The organism is Mannheimia glucosida, from assembly GCF_046267875.1.
Classification (GTDB): domain Bacteria; phylum Pseudomonadota; class Gammaproteobacteria; order Enterobacterales; family Pasteurellaceae; genus Mannheimia; species Mannheimia glucosida.
Genome location: NZ_CP176502.1, coordinates 1236969 through 1256681, shown reverse-complemented (window position 1 = coordinate 1256681; position 19713 = coordinate 1236969). Strand labels below are relative to the sequence as shown.

At 42.7% G+C, this 19713-nt stretch carries 17 protein-coding genes and 1 pseudogene; 6 read left to right on the top strand and 12 right to left on the bottom strand.

What is annotated here, in order from left to right; genetic code table 11:
• Positions 1-37: 37 nt before the first annotated feature.
• Positions 38-613 carry a 1,6-anhydro-N-acetylmuramyl-L-alanine amidase AmpD gene (gene ampD, locus ACJ7Z2_RS06150; RefSeq protein ID WP_409499686.1) on the top strand — a complete coding sequence of 192 codons (576 nt, stop codon included), beginning with the start codon at positions 38-40 and terminating at the stop codon, positions 611-613.
• Here ampD and rluA read toward each other — a convergent pair.
• From rluA to ACJ7Z2_RS06120, 6 genes are all read right to left on the bottom strand, one after another.
• A complete protein-coding gene (gene rluA / locus ACJ7Z2_RS06145; protein WP_154704098.1) occupies positions 591-1259 on the bottom strand; it encodes a bifunctional tRNA pseudouridine(32) synthase/23S rRNA pseudouridine(746) synthase RluA in 669 nt (222 codons plus the stop codon). The two genes, ampD and rluA, sit on opposite strands and share 23 nt — an antisense overlap.
• A gap of 11 nt (positions 1260-1270) precedes the next feature.
• Positions 1271-1513 (bottom strand): type II toxin-antitoxin system BrnA family antitoxin, encoded by a 243-nt coding sequence (gene brnA, locus ACJ7Z2_RS06140; protein ID WP_409499685.1) that lies wholly within the window; start codon positions 1511-1513, stop codon positions 1271-1273.
• Positions 1497-1793, bottom strand: a complete 297-nt coding sequence (locus tag ACJ7Z2_RS06135; RefSeq protein WP_409499684.1) for a BrnT family toxin — start codon at positions 1791-1793, stop codon at positions 1497-1499. The genes brnA and ACJ7Z2_RS06135 overlap by 17 nt, the downstream gene beginning before the upstream one ends.
• Positions 1794-1919: 126 nt before the next feature.
• A complete protein-coding gene (gene rapA / locus ACJ7Z2_RS06130; protein WP_409499683.1) occupies positions 1920-4832 on the bottom strand; it encodes an RNA polymerase-associated protein RapA in 2913 nt (970 codons plus the stop codon).
• Positions 4833-4992: 160 nt separating this feature from the next.
• Positions 4993-5352 carry a hypothetical protein gene (locus tag ACJ7Z2_RS06125; RefSeq protein ID WP_126302319.1) on the bottom strand — a complete coding sequence of 120 codons (360 nt, stop codon included), beginning with the start codon at positions 5350-5352 and terminating at the stop codon, positions 4993-4995.
• 62 nt (positions 5353-5414) lie between these two features.
• A complete protein-coding gene (locus ACJ7Z2_RS06120) occupies positions 5415-6740 on the bottom strand; it encodes an anti-phage deoxyguanosine triphosphatase (protein WP_409499682.1) in 1326 nt (441 codons plus the stop codon).
• 84 nt (positions 6741-6824) lie between these two features.
• On the opposite strand from ACJ7Z2_RS06120, the gene rlmD reads away from it, so the two are divergent.
• Complete coding sequence (rlmD, locus tag ACJ7Z2_RS06115) at positions 6825-8144, top strand: 23S rRNA (uracil(1939)-C(5))-methyltransferase RlmD (RefSeq protein WP_409499681.1); 1320 nt, start codon at positions 6825-6827, stop codon at positions 8142-8144.
• Between the two features lie 138 nt (positions 8145-8282).
• Here rlmD and ACJ7Z2_RS06110 read toward each other — a convergent pair whose 3' ends face one another.
• From ACJ7Z2_RS06110 to menC, 3 genes are all read right to left on the bottom strand, one after another.
• Complete coding sequence (locus ACJ7Z2_RS06110; protein ID WP_126302322.1) at positions 8283-9464, bottom strand: Bcr/CflA family multidrug efflux MFS transporter; 1182 nt, start codon at positions 9462-9464, stop codon at positions 8283-8285.
• Positions 9454-10155 carry a 16S rRNA pseudouridine(516) synthase RsuA gene (rsuA, locus tag ACJ7Z2_RS06105; protein ID WP_409499680.1) on the bottom strand — a complete coding sequence of 234 codons (702 nt, stop codon included), beginning with the start codon at positions 10153-10155 and terminating at the stop codon, positions 9454-9456. The genes ACJ7Z2_RS06110 and rsuA overlap by 11 nt, the downstream gene beginning before the upstream one ends.
• 232 nt (positions 10156-10387) lie before the next feature.
• Positions 10388-11359 (bottom strand): o-succinylbenzoate synthase, encoded by a 972-nt coding sequence (gene menC / locus ACJ7Z2_RS06100; protein WP_409499679.1) that lies wholly within the window; start codon positions 11357-11359, stop codon positions 10388-10390.
• A 212-nt stretch (positions 11360-11571) separates the two neighbouring features.
• Here menC and metG point away from each other — a divergent pair, with 212 nt between their 5' ends.
• Both metG and ndk read left to right on the top strand, forming a co-directional pair.
• Positions 11572-13650 (top strand): methionine--tRNA ligase, encoded by a 2079-nt coding sequence (gene metG, locus ACJ7Z2_RS06095; protein ID WP_409499678.1) that lies wholly within the window; start codon positions 11572-11574, stop codon positions 13648-13650.
• Positions 13651-13659: 9 nt separating this feature from the next.
• Complete coding sequence (gene ndk, locus ACJ7Z2_RS06090; protein ID WP_409501114.1) at positions 13660-14076, top strand: nucleoside-diphosphate kinase; 417 nt, start codon at positions 13660-13662, stop codon at positions 14074-14076.
• 55 nt (positions 14077-14131) lie between these two features.
• On the opposite strand, the gene greA is transcribed toward ndk, so the two are convergent.
• On the bottom strand, positions 14132-14608 hold the full coding sequence (gene greA, locus ACJ7Z2_RS06085; RefSeq protein WP_409499677.1) for a transcription elongation factor GreA: 477 nt from the start codon (positions 14606-14608) through the stop codon (positions 14132-14134).
• A 96-nt stretch (positions 14609-14704) separates the two neighbouring features.
• Here greA and dacB point away from each other — a divergent pair, with 96 nt between their 5' ends.
• Complete coding sequence (gene dacB / locus ACJ7Z2_RS06080) at positions 14705-16150, top strand: serine-type D-Ala-D-Ala carboxypeptidase (RefSeq protein WP_409499676.1); 1446 nt, start codon at positions 14705-14707, stop codon at positions 16148-16150.
• Between the two features lie 93 nt (positions 16151-16243).
• Here the strand turns inward: dacB and ACJ7Z2_RS06075 are convergent.
• Positions 16244-16507, bottom strand: a pseudogene (locus ACJ7Z2_RS06075) (GNAT family N-acetyltransferase); the annotation flags it as partial.
• 171 nt (positions 16508-16678) lie between these two features.
• On the opposite strand from ACJ7Z2_RS06075, the gene purH reads away from it, so the two are divergent.
• Positions 16679-18268, top strand: a complete 1590-nt coding sequence (purH, locus tag ACJ7Z2_RS06070) for a bifunctional phosphoribosylaminoimidazolecarboxamide formyltransferase/IMP cyclohydrolase (protein ID WP_409499675.1) — start codon at positions 16679-16681, stop codon at positions 18266-18268.
• A gap of 54 nt (positions 18269-18322) precedes the next feature.
• Here purH and ACJ7Z2_RS06065 read toward each other — a convergent pair whose 3' ends face one another.
• Complete coding sequence (locus tag ACJ7Z2_RS06065) at positions 18323-19699, bottom strand: L-serine ammonia-lyase (protein ID WP_409499674.1); 1377 nt, start codon at positions 19697-19699, stop codon at positions 18323-18325.
• Positions 19700-19713: the final 14 nt, after the last annotated feature.

Below are 19713 nucleotides of genomic sequence, written 5' to 3'. Positions count from 1 at the left end.
ATGAGCCATATTTTAACGTATTCACCCTATTTAGACTATGCCAAATTTAAAAATCGAACAGGGCTGCTTAACCCGTCAAAAACAAGTGCCGTCTCCGCATTTTAGCCAACGTCCTGATCAAGAGGATATTTCCTTGTTGGTTATTCACTACATCAGCTTACCGCCGGAAGAATTTGGTGGAAATTTTATCGATCTGTTTTTCCAAGGAAAACTCGATCCAACCGTTCACCCTTATTTTGAAGAAATCAAAGATCTACGGGTTTCCGCCCATTGTTTGATTAATAGGGAGGGGGAAATCACGCAATATGTGAATTTTAACGATATGGCGTGGCACGCCGGCGTGTCTTGTTTTGAAGGGCGGGAGAAATGCAATGAATATTCGATTGGCATTGAGCTGGAAGGCAGTAATAATCAGCCGTTTACCCAGGCTCAATATCAATCTTTAGCTAATTTGACCAAAGCCATTCAGCAAAGCTATCCACAAATTACCGATGAACGCATCACTGGGCATTGCCATATTGCCCCGGAACGGAAAATCGACCCGGGGCAATATTTTGATTGGGCATATTACAAGCACCTACTGAACGAGGCTAAAAAGCCGGCTCAGCAGTAAACGTCATCAGCTCACCTGTAATCGGATGAGTAATGGTCAGAGACTCCGCGTGCAAACATAATCGAGGTGACAAACTTTTTGCCAGCGGATTAGCGTAAAACTTATCACCAATAATCGGGTGCCCTAATGCAAGGCTATGAACCCTTAGCTGGTGCGAACGACCGGTAATTGGTGTGAGTTTTACTCGGGTTGTATTATTCGGATAATGAGCTAACACTTCATAATGGGTAATCGCTTTTTTACCCCGTTCATAACAAATTTTCTGACGAGGGCGATTTTCCCAATCGCAAATCAGCGGAAAATTCATTTCGCCCTTATCCCCAACTTTTTCGCCTAATTTGCCCCAAAGTAAGGCAATATAGTGTTTTTTCGGTTCGCGTTCCCGAAATTGGCGTTTTAGTTCTTTTTCCGCCGCTTTACTCAGGGCGAACAAAAGAATACCGCTTGTTGCCATATCCAAACGGTGAGCCGGTTCGGTAAAGCCATATTTTTGCTGTACTCGAGTCATTGCACTGTCGTAATATTCGGGGCGATTGCCCGGTACTGATAACAAACCACTCGGCTTGTTAATCACTAAAATATAGTTATCTCGATAAACCTCATCTAAAAAAGGTTCTAATGGAGGGTTATATTCAATTAATGCCATTTGCCACTCGCTTACCTAGGTGATTGAGCCGGTAATTTTTCCGCAATCCACATTTTAATCAAGGCTTGACGTGGCACACCTAAATGTCTGGCTTGCTTATCTAACGCTTCCACCATCCAATTTGGGAAATCAACATTCACCCTTTTCATCTGCCCCGGGCGATGAGCGGTGGAAAGATCAAAATATTGAATAACATCTTCTTTGCCTTCATCGAAGATACGTTCTAATTCTTCGGCACTAATGGTATTTTTCATAACAAGAAATTTCCTTTTTACGTGAACGTCTGACGGAAATCAAACGAATAGCCTCATTTCGCATTGTAAAAAATGCACTCCAATGTTTGCCAGCTAATTTTGCAACCGTTAAATAACGAGGTTCAATATCTGAACGTGAAACTAATGTCACTCGTTTTTCATCTTCCCAAAGCAACTTTGCCTGTTCAAAATCAATACCGTGTTTGGCTAAATTAATTTGGCTTTTGTTTGGGTCGTATTCAAATAATAACGGTGCAGCATATTGCAAATCTATATACATACTATTCCTTTTTTATACCTTTTACAATATGAGGAATAGCATAAATAATCTGCAAGGATGACACAAAATAGAAAAGTGATTTTTTCGACACAGATCGAAAAAATCACTTTTCGTACTTGCAAAAAATTACGCTTTATTACTTACAATCACTCGCAAGCTATCTAAGCGATAATTTGCCGTTTCAAGCTGGGCAAGGGAATCGTTAAGCTGTTGTTCTAAGGCTTCAACTTCATCGGCTCGAATATTTTTATTCACCATTTTGAGTGATTCCAAGCGGTGTAATTCTGCTTTTAATTTGCTATTTGCCTCAAATTTGGCAGTTTCAATCACCTGTTGAACCTGAGGTTCTACCGCTTTTTCACTCGCTTTAATTAATTTTTCAATATCCGCTCGAGCCATTTTGGCAATTTTATTTGCCATCTGTTTATTCACTGGTTTTAATTGGCGTTCAAGCCCGGCAAAAGAGACCTGCGGAGCAATATTGTTGCCTTTGTTATCCACTAAAACCCGAATCAGGGTTGGCGGTAGGAAACGGGTTAAATTTAGCCCTTTCGGTGCTTGTGCTTCCACTACATAAATCGCTTCAAGTAATAATGTACCAGCAGGCAATTTATTATTCACCAGCAATGAGATTGCCGATTTGCCAATATCGCCGGAGGTGATTAAATCAATACCGTTGCGGATCATCGGGTGATCCCAAGTGAGAAATTCCACCTCTTCCCGCATTAACGCCAGTTCACGATTAAAGGTAATGGTCGTGCCATCTTCCGATAGCCCCGGGAAATCAGGCACAAGCATATGTCCGGTTGGGCTAATCACAATGCTCTGCTCGCCTAAATCTTCCTGTTCAACGCCAATCACATCAAACAAACTCAAGGCAAAATTAACCAACTGCGGATTATTATCTTCTTTCGCAATATCATTAGCGAGCTGTTGAGCTGCTTCTCCGCCATTAGAATTCAGTTCTAATAATCTGTCCCGTCCTTTCTCCAGTTCGGCTTTCAAATACTGTTGGCGTTTATAGGTTTTCGCAACAAAATCATCAAATTGGGCTGAAAGTTCCGGTTTTTGCAGGAATTGTTGCAATTCTTCACCTAATTCACGGAAGATCGCTGTTCCCATCGGGCAGGTTTCTTCAAACGCATTCAAGCCCTTGTGATACCACTCTGCCAACATCTGTTGAGCCGATAAATTAAAGCAAGGCACATAAATCTGAATGTCATTTTTCTGTCCGATACGATCTAATCGCCCAATACTTTGCTCCAATAAATCCGGGTTATCCGGCAAATTAAACAGCACTAAATCTTTAGCAAATTGGAAATTTCGCCCTTCTGAACCGATGCTTGAACTAATCAGCACCTGAGCTCCTTCTTCTTGTTGAGCAAAATAAGCCGCCGCTTTATCCCGCTCTACAATCGACATTTTCTCGTGGAACACTGCCGAACGAATTGCCTCACGCTCACGCAAAACTTGCTCCAAAGCAATTGCGGTGTCTGCCTGTTTGCAAATCACCAGCACTTTTTCATCACGATGATTTTTTAAGAAGGTGATAAGCCAATCAATCCGAGGGTCGAATTCAGCCCATTTCGCATTCGGGTTCATTCGTTGGAACAAATATTCAGGATAGAGCAAATCACTTTGGCTCACGCTCCCCATCATACCCATCACTTTTAACGCATTTTGGTACTGTTTAGGCATTTCTAGGCTGATTTGGTGGTATTCCCGATGTGGGAAACCTTTCACCCCCTGACGGGTATTTCTAAACAGCACTCGGCTGGTGCCGTGGCGGTCAATTAACTCACTAATTAGCTCTTGACGGGCTTGCAAGCGGTCATTTTCGTCCGATTTTTTGCTATTAATCGCACGGAACATCGGCTCGGTATCTTGCTCGCTTAGCAGCTCTGCTATCGCATTCTGCTCGTCATTGGTTAGCGGTTTATCGCTTAATAAGCTACTCACCGCATCTGCAACCGGTTTATACTGTGCTTGCTCCTGTACAAACTCGGCATAATCATAAAAACGATCCGAATCTAACAACGCCAAGCGGGCAAAATGGCTTTCTTGCCCTAATTGTTCCGGTGTTGCCGTTAAAAGCAGAACGGCAGGAATTTGTTGAGATAAACGCTCTACCAACTGATAGCCGATAGAAGATTCGGTTTCCGACCATTCCAGATGGTGAGCCTCATCCACAATTAAGAGATCCCAGTCAGCCGCAAGCACTTGATTGGCTCGGTTTGGGGCAGTTTCCAACCAATTTAGCGAGGTGATTACTAACGCTTCGCTTTCAAACGGATTTTCGCTAACATCATCGCCATTTTCATCTTGTTTATCAAAATCACTACAACGTTCTTCATCGAATAACGAGAATTTCAGATTAAAACGGCGAAGCATTTCCACCAACCATTGGTGTTGCAAACTTTCCGGCACTAATACCAATACTCGTTCTGCTCTGCCCGAAAATAGCTGTTGCTGCAAAATCATACCGGCTTCAATAGTTTTACCCAGTCCCACTTCATCGGCTAATAGGACACGAGGAGCAAGGCGTTGCCCGACTTCTTTTGCAATATGTAATTGATGTGGAATCAGGCTAGCTCGAATGCCTCGCAAACCACGCAGTGGCGACTGATATTGCGCTTGCTGGTGCTGCAAAGCGTTAAAGCGTAATGCAAAGCGATCTGAGCGATCAATCTGAGCCGAAAAAAGGCGGTCTTGCGGTTTGCTGAAACTGATTTTATGATCGAGCAACATTTCAGGCAGTACCGCTTCTTCACCGTTATCCACCCTTTTGCCCAAATAGATTACGGCACCTTGATTTTCCACAACCTCTGAAACCTCTAACTGCCAGCCATCTATACTGTTAATTCTATCTCCGGCTTGAAACTGCACTCGAGTTAAAGGTGCAACTGCAATCGCATAGACCCGCTCTTCTTCCGCTGCCGGGAAATTGATAGTGACAGTGCGATGATCCACCGAAGTCACGATTCCCAAACCTAAATTATTTTCCGATTCACTTAGCCAACGCTGACCGACTAAAAACATTTTTTCCTCTAAGTAATAAGTAAAAGCATCATTATTGTCATTTAAACGGCTATTTTACCAAATTCCGGGACCGGTCGGCTTGAGTATTTTTGCAAAAAAGCACAATAAAAAGACCGCTTGTGCGGTTAAATCACACAAGCGGTCGTTTTAAGGGGTAAATTTAGTTTTTATCTAAATCTAGATCTGCCTTATATTCAATCCGATTTCTACCTTTTACTTCAATTTCAATATCCAGCTCTTGGTCACCACGTTTGAATTTTAAATCAGCATCATCTCTATGAATATCAGATTCTACTAAATGGAAACCTTTACGTTTAGCGTGGGCGATCGCACTTTTCGCTAAGCCACGAACATCATTACCACTGACACGATATTCTACTTCAAACTCACCATTACCTTGACGATCTGCTTTAACTAATTCGCCACGAGGCTGATAAATTTCACTTGGAATAGAAACCGCAAATGCTGTTGCAGAAGCCAAAGTTGCTAATACTAAAAGACCTTTAGAAACAGTTTTCATTGAAATCTCCTATTAAATAAATGAAACCTATTACTGAGACCTTGCAAAATTAACAAAGTTCATTATAAACTTTCAAAAAGTTTAAACGCCTGCCCGTCAGACATACCGGCTAAATAGTCGCAAATTACCCTTGCACGCTTAGGTTCTTCCGCATTTTTCCAACGCTTCCGCACATTATTAGGGAGTAATCTCATCGGATCACTACTTAAAATATCGAACAATTCCATTAGAATGCGTTGCCCCTTGCGTTCCACCCGCTGAGTTTTGGCATCACAAATCACATATTGATACACAAAATCTTTTAAGATTTTCAGCACACAAGCAACATTCTCCGGCAAATAAGCATTATAGCGGAGCAACGGCTCGTCAAATTCAGGCAGTACTTTCCAACGCACATTGGTAATAAAATGATTCACTAATGCCCCGATCACATCTTTTCGCTCGTAGCGGTGCTGAGAAAAGAGCTTTTCCCGAATCTCCAGCAGGCGTTGTTTCACCCAATCGGATTGGCACTCCGCCAGCAATTTTTCCGCATTTTGCCACGATTGCGGTGTAACCATTCCACCTACAATCGCATCTTCCAAATCGTGTACACCATAGGCAATATCGTCTGCCAACTCCATTATGCTGCAATCAAGAGATTTATATTGCGTTTTATTCGACTGTTTCGGATCTTGATTGGGCTTAACCGTGCAAAATTGGCGTCTGTCTTTTTCACTTAACGGGGCTAATACCCACTCAAAAAAATGAGTATCGTCATCAAAAATCCCTTTGCTCTGTGGGAAATGATGCAAATTAATATGCCGAGATTCACTTATTTCTGCCGGCTCAATCGGCGAGGTTTGCGACAACAGAGCCGGATATTTCATCACGCCAAGCAAAGTACGGCGGGTTAGATTCATTCCGGCTGTTTCAGTGTAAGGCTCAAGCTGGGTCATAATCCGAAACGATTGAGCATTGCCCTCGAAGCCACCAAAAGCGTGCATTTTATAATTTAACGCCATTTCGCCACCGTGCCCGAACGGCGGATGCCCGAGATCGTGGGCGAAACAGAGCGATTCCACCAAGCTATGATCCGGCAGTAAAGCGGTCAGATTTACCGTATTTTTTGCAAATTCCTGCTCTGAACAGACCGCTTGAAAGCCTTCCACATCGGCTAATAATTTTTCTCGCAAACTGCTACCGATTTGAGCCACTTCCAACGAATGGGTTAAGCGGGTTCGATAAAAATCATCTTCCCCCACGGCGTGAATTTGCGTTTTCGCCTGCAAACAGCGAAAAGCCTCCGAATGCAACAACCTTGCCCGATCCCGCTGAAAAGGCGAGCGGTGATCTTGTTCCCGTTTTTTATCCGCCAAATAACGTTCATTCCAAACCGATGAAATCATATTGCCTCCATTTTCCGCCAACTGCTTTTCTTATATAATCTCCCCATTTCGACACTTTATATCATAACAATTCATCTGAAAACAATGGCTATTTTTTATTCCGAGAAATCTGCAAAAAAATCACAAAAATCGACCGCTTGCCAAACCACACAGATTCAATCATTAGACTATCAAGGCTTAGGCATTGCCAAAATCAATGGCAAAACGTGGTTTATTGAAAATGCGTTGCCGAGAGAGCAGGTGGAATTTAAGGTGTTGGAAGAAAAACGCCAATACGGACGTGGACAAGCGGTTAAAATTCTTAAAAAATCTGCAAATCGGCGAATGCCAAGCTGCGAACTTTACGGGCAATGCGGTGGCTGCCAAATGCAGCATATTTCGCTTGAACTGCAACGTGAGGCAAAGCAACAGGCATTATTTCAACGCTTACAGAAATTGCAACCCCACACTATTGATTTTCAGCCGATGATTATCGGACACGATAAACACTACCGCCGCCGGGCAAAATTAAGCATTGCGATTCAACAGGGAAAGGCAGTAATCGGCTTTCGTTTGCAAAATTCCAACCAAATTATACCGCTTGCACACTGTGAAGTGCTGGTTGAACCGCTTGCCAATTTGCTCCCCAAATTAAAACACCTGATTGAAAACTGGCAACAGCCGAAAAAATTGGGGCATATTGAGCTGGTCAGTGCGGATAATACCATTGCCCTATTTTTCCGCCATTTAGGGGCATTATCGGCACAAGATAACCACAATTTGTGTCAATTCGCTGCACAAGAGCAATTATCTCTTTTTGTGATGACGGAAGAAAACCGCATTGAACATCTGTGCGGTGAACGCCCGTATTATCAAATTCAGGGGCTAAAGTTGCATTTTTCAATTCGGGATTTTATTCAGGTGAATGCCACGCTCAATGAAAAAATGGTGGAAAAAGCCCTTGAGTGGCTGGAATTATCCAGCCAAGATCGAGTGTTAGATCTCTTCTGTGGAATGGGGAATTTTACCTTACCTATTGCTGGGCGAGCGAAATCGGTGGTCGGTGTGGAAGGGGTAGAACCAATGGTGCAACAAGCCCGAGAGAATGCGGTGACAAGCGGTCTAAAAAATGTGGAATTTTACCAAACCAATTTAGATGAGCCGTTTTCTGACAAACCTTGGGCAAAAGAGCCGTTTAACAAAGTGTTGCTCGACCCGGCACGCAACGGGGCATTATTTTGCCTAGACCATTTAGCTTCGCTCAATCCTGAGCGGATTGTTTATGTTTCGTGCAATCCGGCAACACTGGTGCGAGATGCCGAAAAGCTGTTGCAATTAGGATACAGGCTAGAAAAAGCGGCAATGATTGATATGTTCCCCCACACCGGGCATTTGGAATCTATTTCGCTGTTTTTAAAATCTTAGTAGATATTGCCCCGATGGTGCGAGCGTCCACGCTCGTACCACACAAGCGGTTAATTCTGCCTAAAAATTTGCAAAAAATGTACTATTATTAACCGCTTGTAGAAATTTGTTGGGTTTTCGCAAGCTACCCCAACCTAGTTATCGCTTATAACACAGAAAATAATACACCACACCGGCTAACATAACGCACAATGCCATCGCCAAAAGCATTGGGGCAGCACTGGTTACAGCAATATGTGAAAGCCCTGCTCCAACAAGGGAAGCGACACCAAAACGAGCCGTACCTGCTACTCCGTTAGCCGTGCCTGCCATTTGAGGAAATTGCTCTAAAATGGCAGCACTTGCATTACTGCCAATAGTGGAAAGCATTCCGATATAAAGCGGAATACCGATTGCCATTGCCCAGAAGCCTAAATCAAAAATCGCCACCAAAGCCAGCCAAATGCCTGCTAATACTTGCATACCTAAGGCAATTCGCAACATCGTTTCAGAGCCGACTTTCACCACCATTTTGCTGTTAATTGCCGTCATCGTCACCATCACAATCATATTCAGCCCGAAGAAATAGCCGAAATGTTCTTGCGACACGCCATAAAGCCCAATATAGACAATCGAGCCTGAGGTCAAAAAACAGAAAATACCGGCAAAGGTTAAGCCGCCAATCAGCACATAACCAAGTGTAGGTTTATGTTTCAGTAAGGTGGCAAAATTGCTTAAGGTTTTGGCAAAACTTAACGGCAGGCGTTTTTCAGGGGCTAATGTTTCAGGAATTTTCCAACTGATTAAGACCACGCACAAAATCCCCATCGCCACTAACACATAGAAAATTGAGTGCCAGTGGAAATATTTGGCAATATAACCGCCAACAATCGGTGCAAGCAATGGGGCAAGCATAGAAATAATCATAATAACCGACATCAATCTGGCAAATAAATTACGCTCAAACAGATCTCTCACTAATGCTCCCAGCACCACCGCCGGGGCTGCCGCACATAAGCCCTGTACTAACCTTAGCAGGTAAAATGTTTCGATATTCTGAACTTGGGTCAGAAAATAAGCGGCAATCGCCGAGCCGACTAATCCGATTAAAATAATGATTTTCCGCCCAAAGCTGTCTGCCATCGGCCCCCAGAATAGCTGACCTGCCCCAAAACCTAAGGTAAACACCGCTAAGGTGGTTTGCACCTTTTCTTGCGAAACCGCCAAGTCACGGGCAATATCTAAAAATGAAGGCAAATACATATCAATGGCTAATGGCGGCAACATTGCCATCATACCTAATATGATGAAAAAGCTCAGGCTTGGTCTTCTACTTTCCATTAAAACTTGCTATCTCCTCTGAAGTGAGCGGACGGAATTCACCTTCTTCCAACCTTTCATCTAACACCACATCGCCAATTCGCCAGCGATGTAATGCCTCGACTTTATTCCCCAATGCTGCAAACATTCGCTTAACTTGATGATAACGCCCCTCACTAATGGTTAAATTCACATTGTAATCGTCTAAAATTTCAAGTTGAGCCGGCAAAGTTGGCTCTTTCTCGCCACGCAGTAAAATTCCTTCTGCCAACTGCTGTGCATAAAAATCTTCCACCGGATCCGCAAGCGTCACTAAGTATGTCTTTTCACAATGGTGCTTGGGCGAGGTAATACGGTGCGACCATTTGCCGTCATCGGTTAACAGCACCAGCCCTGTGGTATCCACATCTAACCGCCCTGCGGTATGTAGTTTCGTCATTAACGGATAATCAAAGAATTGAAAAACTGTTGGATATTCGCCATCATCGTGCGAACAAATATAGCCTTGTGGCTTATAGAGCATAAAATACTGCCCCTCTTCCACCCACTCTAATTTTTGATCTTCGTAATAAATTTCATCTTCTTGGCTGATTTTTGCCGCACCACTTTTTTCAATGTTGCCGTTTACCGTCACCATGCCACTTTTCAGCATTTTAGCCGCTTGTGAACGGGTTAAACCGGTATTCTCGGCGATAAATTTGTCTAAACGCATATTTTCTAATCTATGTTTATTTTGAATAATTCCCCTCTTTAGCAAAGAGGGGCTAGGGGAGATTTGGCAGTAATAATTAGCGAAGAAAGATAATAAATAATTAGAGAATAAACAAAATTTAATTACTTTGAGAAATACTGATTATTTTCTCCGTTTATTCGCTCTGCCAAATCTCCCCCTCCCCTCTTTGCTAAAGAGGGGAGCTGAAGTCTTGCCTTAGAAAGGTGTGTAATTATACCACAACTTCTCTCACAAATTCGCTTTCTAGCCCAACCAACGGCAAGCTTGAGCCGTGCCAAGCCCGCAATAATTGGTGTTGCATTAAATTCAGCGTATCCAACCCCGGCACATTGTTTGGTGTGTATTGGTGGGCGATACGAGCCAGTTGGGTTAAGCCCAAACTGCTCTCAAGACTTGAACTAATCACCGCTACTAATCCTTGCTTCTGTGCTTGTTGAATTAAATTCACGCATTTTTCAAGCGAACCAACCAGCATAGGTTTAATAATAATAGCGGTCAAATTTGGCTCTTTTTTTACCAAAAAATTCGCCTCTCGCACGGTCTCGTCCCACGCAATCGCAATGTCGGTTTGTGTAGCAAATTGACGGGAAAGCTCCGGAGTTTGGCAAGGTTCTTCGATAAACTGAATGCGGGGTTTATGTTCATTTGCAATTTTCTCAGCAAATTTAACCGCTTGTTCTAAGCTCCAAAGACGGTTGGCATCAAGCCTTAGGCGTAAATTCGGGAACGTATGCAACAGCAAATTTGCTTGCTCGCCTTCCTGCTCAGGATTGAGACCGATTTTGAGCTTACCGATTGAATGGGAACGTTGGCTAAATGCGGTGTGTAACTTTTCCAAATCGCCATAACACAACACCGCCGATTGGTTATTCGCCTGCTCGCCTAATTTGTTATTCAGCTCCGCCAAAGCACAGCTTAGCCCAAAAGCGACAGACGGGAAAAGCTGCTCTAACATTTCAGGCTTTCCTTTCTGCCACGCCTTTAACCAATTCACAGTTTGGTTTTCGGCTTGTTCTAGGCTCTCTTGACTAAAACTTGGAAGCGGTGCAATTTCGCCCCAGCCGACTTTCTCCTGTTCTTGCAAGCACACCAGAAACCCTTGCCGTTCTTTCAAAGGTTGCTTGCGTAACACTACGCCGGTTTGAATGGGGAGTTGGTAGCGGTATAACTTTACTTTTCGCATACTATTTTTTATCCAAAATAGGTGTAGGGGAGAAACATTTTTCGCCCACATCATCATTTGGGAAATTAGGGCGAAAAATATTTCGCCCCTACCACATCATATTCTACCGCTTGTTAGCCCAAAGCTCTAATAAATTCACGCCAACTGGTAAACCCGCCACTTTTGGGCTAAAATAGACGGCAATTTTTACCCTAATTTTAATGAGAAAAAGAATGGCTAACCAAAAACGAAAAATGCTTGTTACTTGTGCCTTGCCCTATGCTAACGGTGCAATTCATTTAGGTCATATGCTTGAACATATTCAAGCGGATATTTGGGTGCGTTTTCAACGTATGCGTGGCAATGAAGTCCACTTTGTCTGTGCTGATGATGCCCACGGCACACCTATTATGCTTAATGCAGATAAATTAGGCATTACGCCCGAGCAGTTAATTGAAAAAGCGAAAGCCGATCACGAAGCGGATTTTGCCGGTTTTAATATCAGCTTTGACAATTACCATTCCACTCACAGCGAAGAGAACCGCCAAATCACCACCGATATTTATAAAACCTTAAAAGCGAACGGTTTTATTAAAAGCAAAGTGATTTCGCAGCTGTTCGACCCTGAAAAAAATATGTTCTTGCCGGATCGCTTTGTGAAAGGGACTTGCCCGAAATGTAAAGCCGAAGATCAATATGGCGATAACTGCGAAGTCTGTGCATCTACCTACAGCCCGATGGATTTAATCAACCCTCGCTCGGCGGTTTCCGGTGCAACTCCGGTGGTGAAAGAATCTGAACATTTCTTTTTCGACCTGCCAAGTTTTGAGGGAATGTTGAAAGAGTGGACTCGTTCCGGCTCACTCCAACCTGAAATTGCCAATAAAATGCAAGAATGGTTTGAAAGTGGCTTACAGCAATGGGACATCAGCCGTGATGCCCCTTATTTCGGCTTTGAAATTCCGGACGCAGAGAACAAATTCTTCTACGTTTGGTTAGATGCCCCTATTGGTTATATGGCATCGTTTAAAAATTTATGCGACCGTGCAGGCATTGATTTTGATGAGTTTTGGCAAAAAGATTCCACCACCGAGCTTTATCACTTCATCGGTAAAGATATTGTTTACTTCCACAGTTTGTTCTGGCCGGCAATGTTGGAAGGCAGCGGCTACCGCAAACCGACCAATGTGTTTGCTCACGGTTATGTGACGGTGGACGGGGCGAAAATGTCGAAATCTCGTGGTACGTTCATTCAAGCTAATACCTATTTAAAACATCTCGACCCCGAATGTTTACGCTATTACTATGCGGCAAAATTAAACGATCGCATTGAAGATTTAGATTTTAATTTAGACGACTTCGTGCAACGTGTAAACAGCGATATAGTGAATAAATTAGTGAACCTTGCTTCACGCAACGCCGGTTTTATAGCTAAACGTTTTGACGGCAAATTAGCTGAAAAATTAGATGACGAAGCATTATTCAATGAATTTACTGCTCAAGCGGAAACCATTGCGAATTTCTATGAAAATCGTGAATTTAATAAAGCTATTCGTGCCATTATGGAATTAACCGATAAAGCCAACAAATACATTGACGAAAAAGCTCCTTGGGTCATCGCCAAAGAAGAGGGCAAAGAGGCTGAATTACAAGCGGTTTGTTCAATGGGCATTGAGTTATTCCGTGTGCTAATGAGCTACCTAAAACCGGTGTTGCCAAAACTGGCAGAACGTGCCGAAGCATTCTTACAAAGCGAATTGCGTTGGGATAATATCGCTACCCCATTATTCGGGCATACTGTTGCACCGTTTAAATCGCTGTTCTCACGCCTTGAGAAAAAACAGATTGATGCAGTGATTGATGAAACCAAAGCCTTATTTGCAGAGGCGAATAAGAAAACCGAAAACCAAATTAAAGGAACACAAAAAGTGGAACAACAAGCGGTCGAAAAACAAGAAAATATTACAGTTGAGCCAATCAGCCCTGAAATTACGATTGATGATTTCGCGAAATTAGATTTGCGTGCAGCCAAAGTATTGAACTGCGAGGCAGTACCAAAATCAGACAAAATGTTACGTTTTGAGCTGGATTTAGGCGACCACCAACGCCAAGTGTTCTCCGGTATTAAAGCGGCTTACCCAAATCCGGAAGCACTTATCGGGCGTTTCGTGATTGTAATTGCCAACCTTGCTCCACGCAAAATGTCGTTCGGTATGTCGGAAGGAATGATTTTATCTGCCGGCACAGGCGGTGCGAACCTGTTCTTATTAGATGCAGACAGCGGTGTTCAGCCGGGAATGCAAGTTAAATAGGAGAAGATGATGATTCAACAAACGCTTTCTATTATTAAGCCGGATGCTACACGCCGTAATTTAATCGGCAAAATTTTGGCTCAATTGGAAGAAAACGGGCTGACTATCAAAGCTCTAAAAAAAGTACATCTTACCCGTGAGCAAGCGGAAGGATTTTATGCGGAACACAAAGGCAAAGAGTTCTTTGAGCCGTTAGTGGAATTTATGACATCAGGATCTATTGTCGTTTCTGTACTGGAAGGGGAAAATGCGATCAACCATTATCGTGCATTAATGGGAGCAACCAATCCGGATAATCGTGAAAAAGGAACGATTCGAGATTTATATGCCTTAAGTATGCGTGAAAATTCCGTTCATGGCTCAGATTCCGAAGAGTCGGCAAAACGTGAAATTGCGTACTTCTTTGTGCCGAGTGAGATTGTTTAATAAAGTAGGGGCGAAAATTTTTTCGCCCCACTATTGTAATTCGCCCTAGCGTAGATTAAATATATTCTACACCCACAATGTCAAACTCGACTTTACCGCCTGGTGTGGTAATGCTGACTGAATCGTCCACTTCTTTGCCGATTAAACCACGAGCAATCGGGGAATTAACTGAAATTAAGCCCTCTTTAATATTGGCTTCATCATCACCCACAATGCGGTAAGTGACTTCTTCATCAGTATCGGCATTCACTAACTGCACGGTTGCCCCAAAAATCACTTTGCCGTTATTGGTCATTTTCGTTACATCAATGATTTGAGCATTGCCTAATTTGCCTTCAATTTCTTGAATACGCCCCTCACAGAAACCTTGTTGTTCACGGGCTGCATGATACTCGGCGTTCTCTTTTAAATCGCCGTGTTCACGGGCTTCTGCAATCGCATCAATAATTTGAGGGCGACGCACATTTTTTAGAAAATCCAATTCTTCACGCAGTTGCTCTGCACCACGCACCGTCATAGGAATTTGTTTCATTAAATCTATTTCCTTACTAAAAATTATCGGTTTACGAATTAAAACGAAAGGGCTATTATTCAATTTCTCACTAAAAATTTCAACTCCCCTTTTATTATGATTTTTAAAAATTTCACTCGTGCTTTTTTAAATAAATTTATCTTATCTACACTTCTGATACCAAGCATTACCCAGGCTGAAATTAATACCGAAGAATTATTAAATACCTTGCCTGCCGGCACTTCTGTTAGCTTTATTGCTAAAAATTTAGACACTAACCAAATCATCACTCAATATCAAAGTGATATTTTTATGCTACCTGCCAGCACCCAAAAAGTCTTTACGGCATTAGCAGCCAAATTAACCTTAACCGATGATTTCCGGTTTCAAACTGCCCTTTTAAGCAACGGAAAAGTAGAAAACGGGGTGTTAAAAGGCAATTTAATTGCCCGTTTTAGTGGCGACCCTGAGCTTACAAGCGGTCAAATTTATCAATTAATTAGCAAATTAAAGCAACAGGGCATTACCAAAATTGAAGGGGATTTAATTTTAGACACGTCGGTTTTTGCCAGCCACGACAAAGCCTCCGGTTGGATTTGGAACGACTTGACGATGTGCTTTAACGCTCCACCGGCGGCAATTAATGTAGATCACAACTGTTTTTATGTCACTTTAAATGCAGACCAGCCCATTGGCGAATTTGCTAAAGTGAATGTGCCGGCTGCCTACCCAGTGCAGGTGTTTAGCTCTGCTTATATTGTCGAGCCGAAAGAAGTCCCATTTTGCCAGCTTGATGTAGTGGTTCACGATAACAACCGCTACCAAATCAAAGGCTGTATGGCTCGCCAGTCTCAGCCGTTCGGCTTAAGTTTTTCAGTGCAAGATCCAACCAATTACGGGGCAAATATCATTAAAGCTCATTTAAAAAGCCTGAAAATTGCGTTTAACGGGCAAGTAAAAGAGCCATTAACCGCCCAAAACGGCACGCTACTTGCCGAGCATTATTCTGAGCCGTTGCCGGTGTTGCTGAAGAAAATGATGAAAAAATCGGATAACCAAATTGCCGATGCCCTGTTTAGGGCCGTTGCCAACAAGCAACATAACCGCCCTGCCTCGTTCCAATTAGGTAGTTATGTGATTCGCCAGTTATTAAAAACCAAAGCCAACATTGATTTTAAAAACAGCGTGGTGGCTGACGGCTCAGGGCTTTCCCGCCATAATCAAGTGAGTAGCCGAACAATGCTGGAAAGCCTTGAATATATCGCCCAACACGAAGAAAGCTTAAAACTGTTTGAAACCTTCCCGATTGCAGGCGTGGACGGTACTATTTCCGGCAGAGGCTCAATTTCAACCGAACCGCTTGCTAAAAACCTGATTGCTAAAACCGGCTCGCTGAAAGGGGTTTACAACCTTGCCGGCTTTATGAAAAACGCCCGTGGCGAACGCATTGCTTTTGTGCAATTTATTAACGGCTATTCCACTGGCGAGCTAGAAAGCAAAACTAAGCGAGCTCCGCTTAATACGTTTGAAAATAAGTTTTATATGGCATTGTTTAATGAATAGGGCTTATATTTTGTGTGACGGATTTTTGAGAATTGAATAACGCAAGCGGTCGTAAATTTTTAACATTTTACGACCGCTTGCTCCTCTATAAACAATTAAATCTCGATGACTTCGTTGCATTTTTACCTCAATATAACTACAACTTGGCTTGATTTTCAGCCCTTTTTCTTGCGCAAACGCAATTAAAGCATTGTAAAGCTCTCCTGCAATACCTTTACCTTGAAAGGCATCATCTACTCGGGTACTGTAAGCATCAATCACGTTCTCTTTTATATAGCGATAACGTAATGTGCCTGCTTTTAGGTTGTTTTCGGTAAAATACTCAAATACGAAATCTGCTAAATTGTGGTTAATCATAGTTCCTCCGATTTTTTTCCTCTATTCTACCCGCTTTAATCACGAGTGCAAGCGGTCGATTTTGCAGAAAAATTTGCAAAATCGACCACTTGTAGATGAAAAAAGCAAACGTTTGCGTTATAATCTTTGCCGTTTATTTTCACGTTAACACTCATTTTAAGGAATTTAAAAATGGCGATTCAACAGGCGTTATTAAGTGTGTCTGATAAAAAAGGCATTGTCGAATTTGCTCGTGGGCTATCGGCTCGTGGGGTAAAATTACTTTCTACGGGCGGAACCGCAAAATTACTGGCTGAAGCCGGTTTGCCAGTAACAGAAGTATCAGATTACACCGGCTTTCCTGAAATGATGGACGGGCGTGTAAAAACCCTGCATCCGAAAGTGCACGGCGGAATTCTAGGTCGCCGTGGTACTGATGATGAAGTGATGAACCAACACGGCATTGAACGAATTGATATGGTGGTAGTAAACCTCTACCCTTTTGCTCAAACCGTTGCCAATCCAAATTGTAGCCTTGAAGATGCGGTGGAAAATATTGATATCGGTGGTCCGACAATGGTGCGTTCTGCAGCGAAAAATCATAAAGATGTGGCGATTGTGGTCAATAACAATGATTTTGATGCTATTCTTGCCGAAATGGATCAACATCAAAACAGTTTAACTCTAGAGACCCGTTTTAATCTTGCTATTAAAGCGTTTGAGCATACCGCACAATACGATTCAATGATTGCCAACTATTTCGGGCAAAAAGTGCCGCCTTATCAAGGGGCTGAGGAAGAAGATTTAACCCAACCAAGTGGGCAATTCCCTCGCACCTTAAACCTCAATTTTGTGCGGAAACAAACAATGCGTTATGGCGAAAATTCGCATCAAAACGCTGCATTCTATGTGGAGAACGAATTAAAAGAAGCCTCTGTTTCCACCGCCAAACAATTACAAGGCAAAGCGCTTTCATATAATAATATTGCAGATACCGATGCGGCTCTTGAATGCGTGAAAGAATTTAGCGAGCCTGCTTGTGTGATTGTAAAACACGCCAACCCTTGTGGTGTTGCTTTGGGTAAAAATATTTTAGATGCCTACAACCGTGCTTACCAAACCGATCCAACTTCTGCTTTCGGTGGCATTATTGCCTTTAACCGTGAATTAGACGGCGAAACTGCTCAAACCATCGCAGACCGTCAATTTGTTGAAGTGATTATTGCACCAACCGTTTCTGCTTCTGCCAAAGAAGTGTTAGCCACTAAGAAAAACGTGCGTGTGCTTGAATGTGGCGAGTTCTCAGAAGCAGTGAAACGCTTAGATTTCAAACGGGTAAACGGCGGATTATTAGTGCAAGATGCTGATCAAGGTTCTGTTTCTATTGAGGATTTACAAGTGGTTTCAGAGCGTAAACCAACCGAAACTGAACTGAAAGACTTATTATTCTGCTGGAAAGTAGCAAAATATGTGAAATCGAATGCGATTGTATATGCGAAAGATGGGCAAACTATCGGTATCGGTGCAGGACAAATGAGCCGTGTTTATTCCGCCAAAATTGCAGGTATTAAAGCCGAAGATGAAGGCTTGGAAGTTGCCGGTTGTGTAATGGCTTCCGATGCATTCTTCCCATTCCGTGACGGTATTGACGCTGCTGCAAAAGTAGGGATTACTTGTGTGATTCACCCAGGTGGTTCAATGCGTGATCAAGAAGTGATTGATGCCGCCAACGAACACGGTATGGCAATGGTACTAACCGGAATGAGACATTTCCGTCATTAATGTTCTGCAAACTAAAAGGCTACCTTATTTTGATAAGATAGCCTTTTTCATTAATTAATCACAAGGTAAAATTTTGATTGCTAAGCCACCGGTTGAGGTTTCACGGTATTTTGCATTCATATCTTTGCCGGTTTCGTACATTGTTTCAATGACTTTATCTAAACTTACCTGAGGCGAAGAAGTACGGCGTAGTGCCATTCTGCTGGCATTAATCGCTTTGACTGAAGCGATTGCATTTCTTTCAATACAAGGCACTTGCACTTGTCCGCCAACAGGGTCACAAGTTAGGCCTAAATTGTGCTCCATTGCAATTTCTGCTGCCATACACACTTGTTCAGCACTGCCCCCCATAATTTCTGTTAAACCTGCTGCCGCCATCGAACAAGCAACACCAACTTCCCCTTGACAACCTACTTCAGCGCCAGAAATAGAGGCATTCATTTTGTATAACGAACCAATCACACTGGTAGTCAATAAATAACGCTCAATAGTATCTTGATTAAGCTGTGCAATAAATTTCTGGTAGTAAGCCAAAACAGCCGGAACAATACCACAAGCTCCATTGGTAGGTGCGGTGACTACTCGTCCACCGGCTGCATTTTCTTCATTGACTGCAAGGGCAAACATATTCACCCAATCGATAATTTGCATTGGGTCGGTATTGAATTTACTGTTTGCCTCTAACATTCTGCGTAGCCCACTGGCACGGCGTACCACTTTCAGAGGACCGGGTAGTAACCCTTCCGTATTCAAACCACGCTCAATACAGGCTTCCATTGTTTTCCAAATCATTGCCAAATAATCCGAAATTTCTGCTTTACTGCGTAAAGCAAGCTCATTTTTCCAGACTAAAGAAGAAAGCGGCAACCCGTTATTCTTACAATGTGCAAGTAAATCTGCTGCATTCTGATATGGGAATGGAACAGAAAGAGCTGAATTTTTAACTTGCTCAAAGTTAGCTTCATCAACAATAAAGCCACCACCAATAGAATAATAAGTGTTTTGAAATAGCAACTCTTCACCGCTCAAGGCACTAAATTTCACACCATTTTCGTGTCGAGGTAAGAAATCTCGATGAAACGGCATATCATCATAAAAGTCGAATGCGATCACTTTAGGCTCAACACTGCTTTCAGCAATGATAAGTTGCTTATTTTGTTTTAGATTTTCAATAGTTTGCTCAATACGTTCAATATCCACATTATGAGGCAAATACCCCATCAACCCCATTATGATGGCAATATCCGTATTATGCCCTCGCCCGGTGAGTGATAATGAACCATAGACATCTACCCGCAAGCGGTCAATTTTGTTTAAAAATTTGCGATTTTGTAACTCATCAACAAATTCCTTTGCCGCTTTCATCGGCCCCACTGTGTGGGAACTGGAAGGCCCAATTCCCACTTTAAACATATCAAATACACTAATCATAAACACAAATTCAC

What these genes read in the sequence shown, in the direction of transcription:
- dacB (WP_409499676.1), top strand. Translation starts at nt 14,705, where the DNA reads ATGATTTTTAAAAATTTCACTCGTGCTTTTTTAAATAAATTTATCTTA.
- brnA (WP_409499685.1), bottom strand. Translation starts at nt 1,513, where the DNA reads ATGAAAAATACCATTAGTGCCGAAGAATTAGAACGTATCTTCGATGAA.
- rsuA (WP_409499680.1), bottom strand. Translation starts at nt 10,155, where the DNA reads ATGCGTTTAGACAAATTTATCGCCGAGAATACCGGTTTAACCCGTTCA.
- ACJ7Z2_RS06065 (WP_409499674.1), bottom strand. Translation starts at nt 19,699, where the DNA reads ATGATTAGTGTATTTGATATGTTTAAAGTGGGAATTGGGCCTTCCAGT.
- ndk (WP_409501114.1), top strand. Translation starts at nt 13,660, where the DNA reads ATGATTCAACAAACGCTTTCTATTATTAAGCCGGATGCTACACGCCGT.
- ACJ7Z2_RS06135 (WP_409499684.1), bottom strand. Translation starts at nt 1,793, where the DNA reads ATGTATATAGATTTGCAATATGCTGCACCGTTATTATTTGAATACGAC.
- rluA (WP_154704098.1), bottom strand. Translation starts at nt 1,259, where the DNA reads ATGGCATTAATTGAATATAACCCTCCATTAGAACCTTTTTTAGATGAG.
- ACJ7Z2_RS06110 (WP_126302322.1), bottom strand. Translation starts at nt 9,464, where the DNA reads ATGGAAAGTAGAAGACCAAGCCTGAGCTTTTTCATCATATTAGGTATG.
- ampD (WP_409499686.1), top strand. Translation starts at nt 38, where the DNA reads ATGCCAAATTTAAAAATCGAACAGGGCTGCTTAACCCGTCAAAAACAA.
- rapA (WP_409499683.1), bottom strand. Translation starts at nt 4,832, where the DNA reads ATGTTTTTAGTCGGTCAGCGTTGGCTAAGTGAATCGGAAAATAATTTA.
- rlmD (WP_409499681.1), top strand. Translation starts at nt 6,825, where the DNA reads ATGGCTATTTTTTATTCCGAGAAATCTGCAAAAAAATCACAAAAATCG.
- metG (WP_409499678.1), top strand. Translation starts at nt 11,572, where the DNA reads ATGGCTAACCAAAAACGAAAAATGCTTGTTACTTGTGCCTTGCCCTAT.
- menC (WP_409499679.1), bottom strand. Translation starts at nt 11,359, where the DNA reads ATGCGAAAAGTAAAGTTATACCGCTACCAACTCCCCATTCAAACCGGC.
- purH (WP_409499675.1), top strand. Translation starts at nt 16,679, where the DNA reads ATGGCGATTCAACAGGCGTTATTAAGTGTGTCTGATAAAAAAGGCATT.
- ACJ7Z2_RS06120 (WP_409499682.1), bottom strand. Translation starts at nt 6,740, where the DNA reads ATGATTTCATCGGTTTGGAATGAACGTTATTTGGCGGATAAAAAACGG.
- ACJ7Z2_RS06125 (WP_126302319.1), bottom strand. Translation starts at nt 5,352, where the DNA reads ATGAAAACTGTTTCTAAAGGTCTTTTAGTATTAGCAACTTTGGCTTCT.
- greA (WP_409499677.1), bottom strand. Translation starts at nt 14,608, where the DNA reads ATGAAACAAATTCCTATGACGGTGCGTGGTGCAGAGCAACTGCGTGAA.